Consider the following 13,627-nt stretch of genomic DNA (forward strand, 5'->3'; position numbering starts at 1 on the left):
TGCCGACGATCAGGGACCTGCCACCCCGGAGCACTCCGGACGAGCGGCAGGTCCCTGATCGCGGGCACCGACCGTCAGCGCGGCCGGTTGTTCCAGTTGTAGAACGTCGGGATGTTCTCGAAGTGGTTCCATGCGCACACCGCGCTGGCCCCGTCGCCGCCCGACACCTCCGCCCGTAGCAGCCGCGCGGCCTCGGCCTCGTGGAGCAGTGCGGTCAACCCCACCGCGGCGTCCCGCACCCGGTCGGCGACCGGATCCGGGCCGGCTTCCCCGGCGCGCTCAGGCTGCCGGTGACCCATGGTCTCGGGCATGCTCCAACACTCCCTCCAATAGGCGGATCTTGCTGTTGCGGCAGTGCTCGGTCTCCGTACCGTCAAAACGCCCCAGCTCGAAGAAGCGGTTGGCCGCGTGGCCCCCGCCGCAGAAGCCGAAGTAGGGGCAGGACGACCGGCACGCCTCCACACCGGTGAGGAACTCGCCCACCCAGGGCGTGCCGCCGGCGCCGGCCAGGATCTCCGCCAGCGGGGCGGTCAGCACGTTGCCACTGCTGAAGTCGCCGTACCGGGGGTCGGAGAAGCCGGCCAGCTCCGGGGAGAGCACCACCACCGAGCCGTCCTGGGCGACGGTCGGGATCGGGTCCAGCTGGCGGGGCAGCAACCCGTCCGCGGTGCCGGCCAGCACGGCCCCCGCGTACCGCAACGACCACTCGACCTCGCGCAGGTGGATCCGGGGATCCCGTCGCCAGGCGGCGACCAGCTCCGCCCAGAACCCGGTCACCGCCGCCGCGTCCCGGGCGTTGGTCCGGGTGTTGACTCCCTCGGTCTCCTCGATGTTGACCCCCAGCACGTCGCAGCCGAGGTCGAGGAAGTAGTCGTACAACTCGGCGGCCAGGCCCGGCTCCGGGCGGGAGACCACCGCCAGGGCCGAGAAGGGCAACCCGTGCCGGCGCAGCGCCGCCACGCCGGCCACGATCCGGTCGTACGCCGGCCGGCCGCCCCGGGTCACCCGCTCGGCGTTGCGCTCCCGGGGCCCGTCCACGCTCACGCTGACCCGCACCCCGTGCTCGGCGAAGAACGCGCACCAGGCGTCGTCGACCAGGGTGGCGTTGGTCTGGACGTGGTGCTCCACCTCGGGCGCGAACGGGGCGAGCAGGGCGGCCAGGTGCTCCCGCCCGGCCGCGAGCGGCTCGCCACCGTGCCAGACCACCGAGAACCGGCCCGCGGCCGCCCACGGGTTCACCGACGCCGCCACCGCCTCGGCGACCGCCACCGGCATCCGCCGGTCCACGGCCCGCATCGGCAGGTAGCAGTAGGCGCAGTCGAGGTTGCACAGCGTCGTGGGCTGCATCACCACGTACGAGGGGACGGCGGCGATGCCCCGCATCCCGGGATGCGTTCCACGAGCAGCCATCAACCCTCCCCCGCCTAGCCTCAGACCCTTCAGGCTAGGCGGCACTGGCCACTCGGGTGAACCCCCGATCAGGTGCCTGGCCGATCACCGGAGCGTGATCATCCGCGGGTGTGCTGCCCGATCATCTGCACGTTGCCGGACCCTTCGATGATCTCGCCGGCCTGCCAGGCGTCCACGCCACGCCCGGTCAGGGTGGCCAGCGCCCGGTCGGCGTCCTCGGCGGAGACGATCGCGAACATGCCGACGCCCATGTTGAACGTCGCCTCCATCTCCGGGTCCTCGATCCGCCCCTTGGACTGGATCAGGTCGAAGACCGGCTGCGGCTTCCAGGTGGAACGGTTGACCACCGCGTCGACGTGCTCCGGCAGGACCCGGACCAGGTTGCCGGGAATGCCGCCGCCGGTGACGTGGGCCAGCGCCCGCACCTCGGCCTCGGCGATCAGCTTGAGGCAGTCCTGCGCGTAGATCTTGGTCGGGGTGAGCAGCTCCTCGCCGAGGGTGCGCTGCCGGCCGAAGTCGTCGATCACCACGTCCAGCCGCATCCGGCCCGCGCCCAGCAGCACGTGCCGGACCAGCGAGTAGCCGTTGGAGTGCAGCCCGGACGAGCGCATCGCGATGACGACGTCGCCCACCTCCACCCGCTCCGAGCTGAGGATCTCGCTCTCCTCCACCACGCCGACGCCGGTGGCGGAGATGTCGTACTCGTCGGGGCGCAGCACGCCCGGGTGCTCGGCGGTCTCGCCGCCGAGCAGCGCGCAGCCGGCGTACCGGCAACCGTCGGCGATGCCGGCGCCGATCTCGGCGACCTTGTCCGGCACGACCTCGCCGGTGGCGATGTAGTCGAGCAGGAAGAGCGGCTCGGCGCCGCAGGCGACCAGGTCGTCCACCACCATCGCGACCAGGTCGATGCCGACCGTGTCGTGGATGTCGAGCTGCTGGGCGATCACCAGCTTGGTGCCCACCCCGTCGGTGGAGGAGGCCAGGATCGGGTTCTGATATTTCGTGGTGTCCAGCCGGAACAGGCCGGCGAAGCCGCCCAGGTCACCCATCACCTCGGGGCGCCGGGTCTGCTTGACCTTGGACTTGAGCAGCTCGACCGCGCGGTCGCCCGCCTCGATCGACACCCCGGCGTCGGCGTACGAGACCGAGCGTTTGCGCGTCGTACGGCTGGTGCCGGCCGTCCAGGGCTGGCGGTCGCCGCCGGCGCCCGTCGGGCTGGTTCCTGCGCCGCTGCGCTCGGACACGTGCGTCACGGTTCTCCCCTTTGTGGTTCTCGCGGGCCCGCTGTTGTGCCGGACCCGCGTCGGGTGGTGCTACGGGCGGTGGGTCGCGCCGCCCGGAGCGGCTACCGACGGGTTCAGGTCGGGTAGGGCGTTGGTGCCGGTGCGCTGGGCCGCCTCGGCGGTGACCCGGCGACCCACAGCTTCGAGGATGTGCTTGCCGATCAGGTTCCCGGCCGGCAGCTCGATCGGGTACTCCCCATCGAAACACGCCCGGCAGAGCCGGGTCTTCGGCTGCTCGGTCGCGGCGATCAGCCCGGCCAGCGAGACGTAGCCCAGCGTGTCGGCACCGATCGACCGCCGGATGCCGTCGTTGTCCAGCCCATTGGCGAGCAGCTCCGCCCGGGTGGCGAAGTCGATGCCGTAGAAGCAGGGCCAGTTGACCGGCGGCGAGGAGATCCGGACGTGCACCTCCAGCGCCCCGGCCTCGCGCAGCATCCGCACGATGGCCCGCTGGGTGTTGCCGCGCACGATCGAGTCGTCCACCACCACGACCCGCTTGCCGCGGATGTTCTCCCGCAGCGGGTTGAGCTTGAGCCGGACGCCGAGCTGGCGCAGCGTCTGGGACGGCTGGATGAAGGTCCGCCCGACGTACGGGTTCTTCATCAGGCCCTGGCCGTAGGTGATGCCGGACTCCTCGGCGTAGCCGATGGCGGCCGGCGTGCCGGATTCCGGCACCGGGATCACCAGGTCGGCGTCGACCGGGTGCTCCTTGGCGAGCTGGCGGCCGATCTGCACCCGGGCCGCGTGCACGTTGCGGCCGGCGATGGTGGCGTCCGGCCGGGCGATGTAGACGTACTCGAAGAGGCAGCCCTTCGGCTCCGGCGCGGCGAACCGGCTGGACCGCAGCCCGTCCTCGTCGATGGCGATCAGCTCGCCCGGCTCCACCTCGCGGACCACGCTCGCGCCGACGATGTCCAGCGCGGGGGTCTCGCTGGCGACCACCCAGCCGCGCTCCAGCCGGCCGAGCACCAGCGGCCGCACGCCGTGCGGGTCGCGGGCGGCGTAGAGGGTCGACTCGTCCATGAAGACGAAGCTGAACGCGCCGCGCAGCTGGGGCAGGACCTCCAGCGCGGCCGCCTCGACGGAGAGATCCGGCCGGCTGGCCAGCAGCATGGTCACCAGCGAGGTGTCGTTGCTCGACCCGTCCGGGTCGATCCCCCGCTCGGCCACCTCCCGCTGCAGCTCGGCGGTGTTGACCAGGTTGCCGTTGTGGGCCAGCGCGATGGTCGTGCCGGCACTGGTCGCGCGGATCGTCGGCTGCGCGTTCTCCCAGGTCGAACCGCCGGTCGTCGAGTAGCGGGCGTGGCCGATCGCGAGGTGCCCGCGCAGACTCGCCAGGGTCGGCTCGTCGAAGACCTGGGCGACCAGCCCGAGGTCCTTGTAGACCACCACGCCCGAACCGTCGCTCACCGCGATGCCGGCGGCCTCCTGGCCGCGGTGCTGGAGGGCGTACAGCCCGAAGTAGGTGAGGTTCGCGACCTCCTCGCCCGGCGCCCAGACGCCGAAGACGCCGCAGGCGTCCTGTGGGCCGGGTCGCTGGGGGTCAAGGTCGTGGCTCAGCCGGCCATCGCCTCGGGGCACGTGCCGCTCCCTCATGCTGATTGGGACTGGCCTGGCGGAGGTCGGGGGTCAAGCTCCGCGTGGTCGGCCGGGACCGTCGTCGCCTGACAGTGTACGCGAATCAGCGTCGACACCGACAGTCACGATTCGCCTGCGCTGGGTGATCCCTTGTGATCAGGGTTGTGGCTGCTGGAGCGGAAGGTGCGCGGAGAGGTCGGCCCGGACCCCGCTGACCCGTACGCGACCCTCGGTGACCGCCGCCGCCCAGCCGAGCCGGCCGGTGGCCAGCTCCAGCCAGGTCATCGGGTCCGTTTCCACCACGTTCGGTGGCGTTCCCCGGGTGTGTCGCGGCCCCGCCACGCACTGCACCGCACCGTAGGGTGGAACCCGCACCTCCACCGATCGGCCGGGGGCGCGCTCCGCGAGGACGGCCAAGAGGGTACGGACCGCCTCCCGGAACACCGGCCGTTCGGGCGTACGCCCCTCATCCAGCGCCGACAACGCTGCCGCGACCGCGGCGGAATTAGTGTGCGGAGAGGACACGACGGGACGATACGACCCCACGGCGGCCCGTTCGACGCCGGCCCTGGGTAGAGATGATCCGGTCAGACAAGGCATAGTTGCCGACGGCGTATTCGTACCGTGAGTGATCGACCCGGCCCGGCCGACCGGCCAGCGGGACGATCAGACCCGGAAGGCGGTGGACGTGTCAACACACCGACGTGCCTGGCAGCAGCGGGCCGGTGTGATCGTGGCGCTGGTGTTCGGCGCGCTGCTCACCGTCCCCGCCACACCCGCATCGGCCGCCAAGATCACATCCTCGGACGGTTCAGTCACCATCGACGCCGGCCGTCAGGGCGGCGAGGTGAAGGTGGAGATCGCTCCAGACCTGGGCGAGGACTCCGCCAATGTCAGCGTTACCGGCCTCCCGGACGGCGTGTCCTGTGCCGGCTGCGGCAAGGTCAACTTCGATAACCAACCGCCCGGGGTGCCGAAGCCAGAGTCCGTAACGTTGACCTTGACTGCGGCCGGCAACGCCCCGGCGGCCAACGGGGTGCGGGCGACGATCCGGGTCGAGGGCAGCAACGGCTCGGATTCCAAGCCGCTCAGCGTGACGGTCAGGGCGACGGCCCCGCCGCAGCCGCAGACCGTCAAGTCCGTCTCCGGGAAGGTCGTGGCCTCGGCGAACAGCGAGCCGGTCTCCGGCGCGCTCGTGATGCTCCGGGACAGCCAGAACAGGCAGTACCGGACCACCTCCGACGGTAGCGGGAACTTCCGCTTCTCCGGCTCGACCTCGAACCCGATCGCCCCCGGCCGGCTCGACCTGGGGGCCAGCAAGGACAACAAGAACGAGGTCAAGTCGATCGACGCCGCCGCCGGCCAGTCGGTGACCGGCGTACGGATCGGACTGGCGATCGAGGTCAAGACCACCCCGAGCCCCACCCCGTCGGCGAGCGAGGAGGCCCTGCCGAGCGAGGAGGCGACCGAGGAGGCGTCCGAGGCGCCGGCCAGCGAGGCTCCCGCCGCCCAGCAGCCCACCGCCAGCGAGGACTCCGGTGGCATGAGCTCCTGGCTGCTGATCCTGCTCGGTGGCCTGTTCGTCGCGGTGGGCGTCGGCACCATCGTGCTGCTCTACGTGCGACGCAAGAACGACGACGCCGACGGGGACGACCCAGCCGGTGTCGGCGCGGCGGCCGGTGGCGTGCCCCCCGCGCGGGGCGGTTACCGGGGTGCCGACGACCAGACCCGGGTGGTCAACGGGATGGGCGCCGGGGCGGCCCCCACCATGATCGGCAGCAGCTCGCTCAGCGACGCGCCGACGATGATGCACCGCCCGGTCGTGGACGACGTCCCGCCGGACCCGTACGGCGCCCCGCCCGCCCCCGCCTACGGCGGCGGCCAGGGCGCCGGCTGGGCCGGCGGCGGCTACGGCGACGAGGGGCCCGGCCAGGGCTACGGCAACAACGGCTACGGCAACGCGCCCTCCTCGGGCAGCGGTTACGGCAACGCGCCCTCCTCCGGCAGCGGCTACGGCAGCGGCCCGCAGGGTGCCGGCTACGGCAACGCCCCCTCCTCCGGCGGCGGCTACGGCAACGCGCCGTCCTCCGGTGGCGGCTACGGCAGCCGGGACTACGGCGCCGGGGCCGGCGGCTACCCGCCCGCGCAGGGCGGCGGCTACGGCGGCGAGCGGTACGACGAGCCGACCGGCCGCTACACCGGCGACGGCACCCAGTACACCCCGCCGGCCGACCCGTACCCGACCAGCACCTACCAGCCGGACCCGGCGCCCGGCTACGGCCAGCCCGACCCGGCGCCCGGCTACGGCCAGCCCGACCCGGCGCCCGGCTACGGCCAGCCGGACCAGGGCCGCCACGGCCGCGGCGGGGAGCAGGGCGGCTACGGCACGGGTGGCGGCTACGGCGCTCCGGGCGGCTACGACGCCGGCGCGCCCTACGACAGCGGTTCCCCGGGTGGCTACGGCAACGGGCCGCAGGGCGGTTACGACAACCGGCCCGCCGGCGGCTACGACAGCGCACCCCAGGGCGGCTACGACGGCGGCCAGCCCGGCTACGACGGCTACGACCAGCGGGCCGGCTACGGCGGCGACGCCTACGGCCAGCAGGGCGGGTACGGCCAGGAGCCGCCGCCGCAGCAGCGCACCGGCGGCTACGACGACCCCGGCTACGACCAGGCCGGCTACTACGGCGACCAGGCCCAGGCCGGACGCACCCGGCCGGACGCCCCGCAGGACCGGAGCGGCCGCCGCCTGGACTGGCTGGACGACTGACCGCCGGGGCCGAGTCCCCGACCGACCGACAGTGGCCGCCCGGATCGCTCCGGGCGGCCACTGCGCATCCCGGGCGGCCACTGCGCATCCCCGGTGGCCACGGCCCATCCCGGGTGGCCGCTGCGCATCCCCGGCGGCGACTGCGCATCCCGGCCACGGCACGCCGACCAGGCCGGTCGACGGAGCGCCGACCGGCGCGGTGATCGGGTGGACCCGGGGTCAGCCGGCGGCGAAGTAGCCGTGCCGCAGCACCGGCACCACGTTCGAGACGCCGACCTGCGCGGCGATCTCCACGTCGGCGGCGAAGCCGCTCTCGACCAGTTCCCGGCCGGACACGCAGCCACGGACCGCCGCCGGCACGTCGGGGGTGCTGGCCAGGGCGGCCAGCGCCATCGCCGCCTCCACCGACAGCCCACCCGGTACGTCGGCGAGGGCGTCCAGCACGCTGGCCGCCCCCAACTGGTCCTCCACGCTGGGCCGCAACGAGCCGTCCGGCCAACGCTCCCCGGCGGCCACCACGCCCACCGGGGCGTCGACCGAGCCGTACCCCTGGGCCCGGAGCCAGCGCCCGACGGCGGGCGCGTTGCGCAGGCAGGCCGCGACCACCGGCATCCCGGCGGCACTGGCGGCGGCGCTGATCGCCGAGCCGTTCGGCGAGGGCAGCACCAGGTCGGCCACCACCGGCGCGGCCCGCAACGCCGCGGGCGAGAGCGACCACGGATGGTCCGGGGTCACCTGCCGGCGGCCGACCGCCGCGACCGCGCCGACCCGGCGGGCGTACTCGGCGGCCTGCTCGCCCCACGGGAACGGGTGCACCCGCATGCCGCGCCCGACCGCCACGTCCACGGCGGTGGTGAACGAGAGCACGTCCACCACCACCAGGGCCGCGCAGACCCGGCCGAGTTCCGCCGCCCCGGTCAGCCCCCAGTCGAACCGGGCGCCGGAGCCGGGTTGGGTGAAGACCGCCAAGGCCGGGGTCTCAGTGCTGATCCGGCTCACCGGTAGGCGTCGCGGCATCTCCCGGTGCCGCCGCGGCGCGACCGGACGACCCGTCGGCGCCGGTCGGAGCCTCGGCGTCCGCCTCCGCCGCGCCGCCGGCCGCCGCATTCCCGCCCGCCCGCGTCTCGGCGTCCGCCGCCGCGTCGACCCCCGCCGGAGCCTCGACGTCCGCCACAGCGTCGGCGTCCGCCGGGTCCGACGCGGTCGACCCGGCCGGCGCGGGAGCGCCCTCGGCCGGCGCGACCGGCTCGTCGGCGGCCGGCGCCGGGGCACCGTCGGCCCGGGCGATCGGCTCGGCGTCGATGGCGTCGGTGTCGACCTCCACCGGCTGCTCGGCGGTGGCCGGCAGGACGGTGGTGGTCCCGGTACGGGCGGCCTCCACCGTGACCTGGGCGGTCTCCGCCCCACCGAAGAGGCGCGGCAGGGTCGCGGTGTGCGCGGCGCTCAGCTCGTCCAGGCCGATCCGGAACTGGCCGTGCACCTCGAGCGCGCCGCCGGCCGGATCGGTGACGCCGATGAACTCCCACGGCACGCCGTGCTCGGCGCAGAGCGCGGTGAACGCCTTCTCGTGCCCGCGCGGCACCGACACCAGCACCCGGCCGGCCGACTCGCTGAACAGGAAGACGAACGGCATCGAACCGTCGGCGAACTGCTCGGGCAGCGCGACCCGGGCGCCGACCCCGCGCCGCAGGCAGGACTCGACCAGGCTCTGGGCGAGGCCGCCGTCGGACAGGTCGTGCGCGGAGCTGAGGTGCCCGACCCGCGCCGCGTCGGCGAGCAGGTCGGCGAGCTGCCGCTCGCGGGCCAGGTCGACCTGCGGCGGGATGCCGCCGAGGTGCTCGTGCGTCACCCAGGCCCACTCGGACCCGGAGAGCTCGACGTGCGTCTCGCCGAGCAGGAAGAGCTGGTCGTGGTCGCCGCCGGCCCGGGGCACGAAGCCCATCGGCACCCGGTCGGCGACGTTGTCCAGCACGCCCAGCACGCCGACAACCGGGGTCGGGTGGATCGCGGCCGCGCCGGTCTGGTTGTAGAAGCTGACGTTGCCGCCGGTCACCGGGATGCCCAGCTCCAGGCAGCCGTCGGCGAGGCCGCGCACGGCCTCGGCGAACTGCCACATCACGCCCGGGTCCTCCGGCGAGCCGAAGTTCAGGCAGTTGGTCACCGCGATCGGCTTCGCGCCGGTCACCGCCACGTTCCGGTACGCCTCGGCCAGCGCGAGCTTCGTGCCGTGGTACGGGTCGAGCCGGGCGTACCGGCCGTTGCCGTCGACGGAGAGGGCGACACCGAGGCCGGTCCGCTCGTCGATCCGGATCACGCCGGAGTCCTCCGGCTGGGCGAGCACGGTGTTGCCCAGCACGTACCGGTCGTACTGCTCGGTGACCCAGGTCTTGTCGGCCAGGTTCGGCGACGCGATCATCCGCAGCACGGTCTCGCGCAGCGCCTCCGGGTTGGTCGGCCGGGGCAGCGTCTCCGCCCGGTCGGCCTGGAGCAGGATCAGGTCGGCCGGCTCGCGCATCGGGCGGGCGTAGACCGGGCCGTCGTCGACCAGCGAGCCGGGCGGCACGTCCACCACGAGCTGGTCCCGCCAGGTGATGACCAGCCGGCCCGGCTGGCCGTCCGGCGACGGCGCGGTGACCTCGCCGATGGCGGTGGCCCAGACGCCCCACTTCTCGGCGGTCTTGAGCACCGCCTCCAGCTTGTCCGGGGCGACGACCAGCAGCATCCGCTCCTGGGACTCGCTGGCCAGGATCTCGTGCGGCTCCATCGAGGGCTCGCGCAGCGGCACCCGCTCCAGCCACACCCGCATGCCGGTGCCGGCGGAGGCGGCGGTCTCGGTGAGCGCGCAGGTCAGCCCCGCGCCGCCGAGGTCCTGGATGCCGACGACCAGCTCGGCGTCGTACAGCTCGAGGCACGCCTCGATCAGCAGCTTCTCCATGAACGGGTCGCCCACCTGGACGGACGGGCGGCGCTGCTCGCTGCCCTCGTCGAAGGTGGCGCTGGCCAGCACCGACACGCCGCCGATGCCGTCGCGGCCGGTCCTGGCGCCCATCAGCACCACGACGTTGCCCGGGCCGGTGGCGTCCTTCTTCTGCAGCCGGTCGACCGGCAGCACCCCGAGGCAGAGCGCGTTGACCAGCGGGTTGCCCTGGTAGCAGGGGTCGAAGACCACCTCGCCGCCGATGTTGGGCAGGCCCAGGCAGTTGCCGTACCCGCCGACGCCGGCCACCACGCCGGGCAGCACCCGGGCGGTGTCCGGGTGGTCGGCGGCGCCGAAGCGCAGCGGGTCCATCACCGCGACCGGGCGGGCGCCCATGGCGAGGATGTCCCGGACGATGCCGCCGACGCCGGTCGCCGCGCCCTGGTACGGCTCGACGAAGCTCGGGTGGTTGTGCGACTCGACCTTGAAGGTCACCGCCAGCTCGTCGGAGACCCGGACCACGCCGGCGTTCTCCCCGATGCCGGCGAGCAGCCGGTCGCTCGGCGGGGCCTTCTCGCCGAACTGGCGCAGGTGCACCTTGCTCGACTTGTAGGAGCAGTGCTCGCTCCACATGATCGAGTACATGCCCAGCTCGGCCTGGGTGGGCCGGCGGCCGAGGATGTGCCGGATCCGGTCGTACTCGTCATCGCGGAGACCGAGCTCCGCGTACGGCTGGAGCTCGTCCGGGGTGTCTGCGGCCCGGGGCACGGTGTCCACGCCGACGGCCCAGTCGGCCGGGCCGGCCTGCGGCACCACGCCCGGGGTTTCCCGCAGGGCCGGGTCCGGATGGGTGGTCATGACCTCTCCTCGCTGCGCTCGCCGCCGTACGGGCGGGTGAGCCGACCGATGATCCCGCCGCGCGCGGTCGTCGAGCCGATCGTCGTTCGCGACCGTTGGGCCCGCAGACCCGGCTCGCTCCGCACGCTCACGCCGGCGCCCCCACCAGGTGCTTGAGCACCGAGGTGAAGAAGCCGAGACCGTCCAGGGAGGGGCCGGTGAGCGCCTCCACGGCGTGCTCGGGATGGGGCATGATGCCGACCACGTTGCCGGCCTCGTTGGTGATCGCGGCGATGTCCCGCTGCGACCCGTTGGGGTTGCCGCCGAGGTAGCGGGCGACGACCCGGCCCTCGGCCTCGAGCCGGTCCAGGGTCGCCGGGTCGGCGACGTAGCAGCCCTCGCCGTTCTTGACCGGGATCAGCACCTCCTGGCCCGCCTGGAAGGCGTTGGTCCACGCGGTGCCGACCGCCTCGATCCGGAGGATCTGGTCGCGGTTGCGGAAGTGCAGGTGCTGGTTGCGGGTGAGCGCGCCGGGCAGCAGGTGGGCCTCGCAGAGGATCTGGAAGCCGTTGCAGACGCCGAGCACCGGGAGGCCACCGCGGGCGGCGTCCACGATCGTCCCCATCACCGGGGCGAACCGGGCGATGGCGCCGCAGCGCAGGTAGTCGCCGTAGGAGAAGCCACCGGGCAGGACGACGGCGTCCACCCCGTGCAGGTTCGGGTCACCGTGCCAGAGCCGGACCGGCTCGGCGCCGGCGATCCGGACGGCCCGGGCCGCGTCCCCGTCGTCGAGCGACCCGGGGAAGGTCACCACACCGACGCGGGCGGTCACGGTCGCGCGTCCACGGTCTCGTCGGCCTCGACCAGGCGGACGGTGAAGTCCTCGATGACCGGGTTGGCGAGCAGCTTGTCGGCGATCTCCCGGGCCCGGTCCAGGTCCGCTTCACCGGTGAATTCGATCTCGATCCGCCTGCCGATCCGAACCGAGGCGACGTCGTTGACGCCGAGCCGGGGCAGCGCGTTAGCGACGGCCTGGCCCTGAGGATCGAGGATCTCGGGCTTGAGCATGACGTCGACGACGACGCGAGGCACGGGGCACTCCTGACTGTGTACGCAGTTGGGTGCCGGCCCACAACGGGGCGAGCGCAGCCAGCCTACCTGGCAGATACCGTCCTCCCGGCACCGGCCGGGGGCAGTTCAGGCAGTGATGGGCGTGACCGGCCGCCGGGGCGGAGGGCCGTTGCGGAGTCGTTGTGACCTCGATACGGATTCGTTGCCGGAGACCCGGGCCGGGCGGCGGCACTGGCGGCTCTCACCAGGCATTTTCCCGCGTCGCCCGGGCGGCCGGACCGGTTTCCGACAATCGGCCGGCCGGGGTGCGGTGGGCCCCGGAAATCACCCCGGCCCTTGTGAGTGACGCCGGTCACCACCTAGCATTCATCGGCGTACGTCGATGTATTGCATCGACGTCCGTCGCCGGACCGCACCGGGCCCGGCGCCACCACCCCTGGCCCACACCCCCGGGCCACCGCGCGGAAGGAATCCCCGCATGCGCCTCCGACCCCTGCTCACCGTCCTGACCACCGCCCTGGCCGGCGTCCTCGCCAGCACCACGGGCGCCGTCGCCGCCCCGGCCGGTCCGCAGCCGATCATCGGTGGCAGCACCGTCTCGTCCGCCCCCTGGGCCGCCGCGGTCTTCAGCAACGGATCGTTCACCTGCTCGGGCAGCGTCATCGCCGCGCAGTGGGTGCTCACCGCCCGGCACTGCGTCAGCGGCACCATGTCCGTCCGGGTCGGCAGCGTCTACCGCGCCTCCGGCGGGGTCACCCGCACGGTGAGCGCCTCGTACACCCGCAACGACCTGGCCCTGCTGCGGCTCTCCAGCACGGTCAGCACCAGCGCCGTCACGCTGGCCACCAGCAACCCGCCGGTCGGGTCGACCAACTCGATCTACGGGTGGGGCATGACCTGCTACAGCGGGTGCAGCGCGGCCAGCCAGCTCAAGACCGCCACCGTCCAGGTCACCAGCACCAGCGCCACCGACGCGTACGGCGGCCAGGCGATCCGGAGCACGAAGATCAGCGGCAACGCCTGGCGGGGCGACTCCGGCGGGCCGCAGTTCTACAACGGCCGGCAGGTCGGCGTGGCCTCCACGGCCGACGGCGTGAGCATCCAGAACTACGGCAGTGTGGCGTACAACCGGTCCTGGATCACCTCGGTGGCCGGTGTCTGACGGTTAACGCCCGGGGCGGCGCGGATGGGTCGGTGGCACCCCGACCGTCCGCGCCGCGCCGTTTTGCAGCATCCGGTCAGCTGAACACGGCTCGCGAACCGGCCGCCGGGCGGCTGACAGCATCGGAAACGTGCTGGTCGTGACGACGGATCAACTGCCCGGCTATGAGATCCGCCAGATCCTCGGCGAAGTGGTCTCCTCGATGGCAAGGACCCGGAACCCGTACCGCGAGGGCGTCAAGAACCTGCGCGGTGGCGCGTACGACCCGATGGCGCCCGACAACCTGACCCGCTGGCGTACCGACTCGGTGGCCCGGCTCGGCGAGGAGGCCCGCCGGCTCGGCGCGAACGCGGTGATCGGCATGCGGTTCGACAGCCGGGACTGCGGCGAGATGTGGATGGAGATCTGCGCGTACGGCACCGCCGTGATCGTGGTGCCCAAGACGCCGGACGTCATGCCGCCCGACCAGCCCATGGTGGCCGCCGAGACGGCGCACGACCCGGAGATCACCAGCGCGCCCGGCGGCATCGCCGAACCGGCCAGCGCCCCCAACCTCGCCAGCGCCGCCGAAACCCCCACCCCTGGCACCTGACCGCCCC

Annotated in this window: 12 protein-coding genes; 3 read left to right on the forward strand and 9 right to left on the reverse strand. The window is 73.5% G+C overall.

Annotated features, from left to right (window positions below; genetic code table 11):
- Window positions 1–74: 74 nt before the first annotated feature.
- The 5 genes from amcA to ACIBPB_RS24665 all read right to left on the reverse strand — a co-directional run bounded on the left by amcA (window position 75) and on the right by ACIBPB_RS24665 (window position 4,796).
- Window positions 75–311, reverse strand: a complete 237-nt coding sequence (amcA, locus tag ACIBPB_RS24645; RefSeq protein WP_357308607.1) for a multiple cyclophane-containing RiPP AmcA — start codon at window positions 309–311, stop codon at window positions 75–77.
- The gene (gene amcB, locus ACIBPB_RS24650) at window positions 280–1,383 is read right to left on the reverse strand and encodes a cyclophane-forming radical SAM peptide maturase AmcB (RefSeq protein WP_396842003.1); all 1,104 of its coding nucleotides are present in this window, start codon (window positions 1,381–1,383) and stop codon (window positions 280–282) included. Before amcB ends, amcA begins: the two co-directional genes overlap by 32 nt.
- A gap of 125 nt (window positions 1,384–1,508) precedes the next feature.
- Window positions 1,509–2,663: a phosphoribosylformylglycinamidine cyclo-ligase gene (purM, locus tag ACIBPB_RS24655; protein WP_396841847.1), complete on the reverse strand. Its 1,155-nt coding sequence runs from the start codon at window positions 2,661–2,663 to the stop codon at window positions 1,509–1,511.
- 60 nt (window positions 2,664–2,723) lie between these two features.
- Window positions 2,724–4,274, reverse strand: a complete 1,551-nt coding sequence (gene purF, locus ACIBPB_RS24660; protein ID WP_396841848.1) for an amidophosphoribosyltransferase — start codon at window positions 4,272–4,274, stop codon at window positions 2,724–2,726.
- Between the two features lie 153 nt (window positions 4,275–4,427).
- Complete coding sequence (locus ACIBPB_RS24665) at window positions 4,428–4,796, reverse strand: sterol carrier family protein (RefSeq protein ID WP_396841849.1); 369 nt, start codon at window positions 4,794–4,796, stop codon at window positions 4,428–4,430.
- A 163-nt stretch (window positions 4,797–4,959) separates the two neighbouring features.
- On the opposite strand from ACIBPB_RS24665, the gene ACIBPB_RS24670 reads away from it, so the two are divergent.
- Entirely contained in the window at window positions 4,960–7,041 is a 2,082-nt protein-coding gene (locus ACIBPB_RS24670) for a carboxypeptidase-like regulatory domain-containing protein (RefSeq protein ID WP_396841850.1), read from the forward strand.
- A 219-nt stretch (window positions 7,042–7,260) separates the two neighbouring features.
- Here the strand turns inward: ACIBPB_RS24670 and ACIBPB_RS24675 are convergent, their stop codons facing one another.
- The 4 genes from ACIBPB_RS24675 to purS form a co-directional block, all read right to left on the reverse strand.
- Entirely contained in the window at window positions 7,261–8,058 is a 798-nt protein-coding gene (locus ACIBPB_RS24675) for a 2-phosphosulfolactate phosphatase (RefSeq protein ID WP_396841851.1), read from the reverse strand.
- Window positions 8,021–10,816, reverse strand: coding sequence for a phosphoribosylformylglycinamidine synthase subunit PurL (purL, locus tag ACIBPB_RS24680; protein ID WP_396841852.1), 2,796 nt, complete (start codon window positions 10,814–10,816; stop codon window positions 8,021–8,023). Before purL ends, ACIBPB_RS24675 begins: the two co-directional genes overlap by 38 nt.
- A 127-nt stretch (window positions 10,817–10,943) precedes the next feature.
- Complete coding sequence (purQ, locus tag ACIBPB_RS24685; RefSeq protein WP_396841853.1) at window positions 10,944–11,627, reverse strand: phosphoribosylformylglycinamidine synthase subunit PurQ; 684 nt, start codon at window positions 11,625–11,627, stop codon at window positions 10,944–10,946.
- The gene (gene purS, locus ACIBPB_RS24690; protein ID WP_357308586.1) at window positions 11,624–11,887 is read right to left on the reverse strand and encodes a phosphoribosylformylglycinamidine synthase subunit PurS; all 264 of its coding nucleotides are present in this window, start codon (window positions 11,885–11,887) and stop codon (window positions 11,624–11,626) included. Before purS ends, purQ begins: the two co-directional genes overlap by 4 nt.
- Window positions 11,888–12,344: 457 nt before the next feature.
- Between purS and ACIBPB_RS24695 the strand changes: the two genes are divergently transcribed.
- Window positions 12,345–13,028 (forward strand): DUF1986 domain-containing protein, encoded by a 684-nt coding sequence (locus tag ACIBPB_RS24695; protein ID WP_357308583.1) that lies wholly within the window; start codon window positions 12,345–12,347, stop codon window positions 13,026–13,028.
- A gap of 130 nt (window positions 13,029–13,158) precedes the next feature.
- The gene (locus tag ACIBPB_RS24700; RefSeq protein WP_396841854.1) at window positions 13,159–13,620 is read left to right on the forward strand and encodes a YbjQ family protein; all 462 of its coding nucleotides are present in this window, start codon (window positions 13,159–13,161) and stop codon (window positions 13,618–13,620) included.
- Window positions 13,621–13,627 lie beyond the last annotated feature (7 nt).

Source organism: Micromonospora sp. NPDC049836 (genome assembly GCF_044465125.1).
Classification (GTDB): Bacteria; Actinomycetota; Actinomycetes; order Mycobacteriales; family Micromonosporaceae; genus Micromonospora.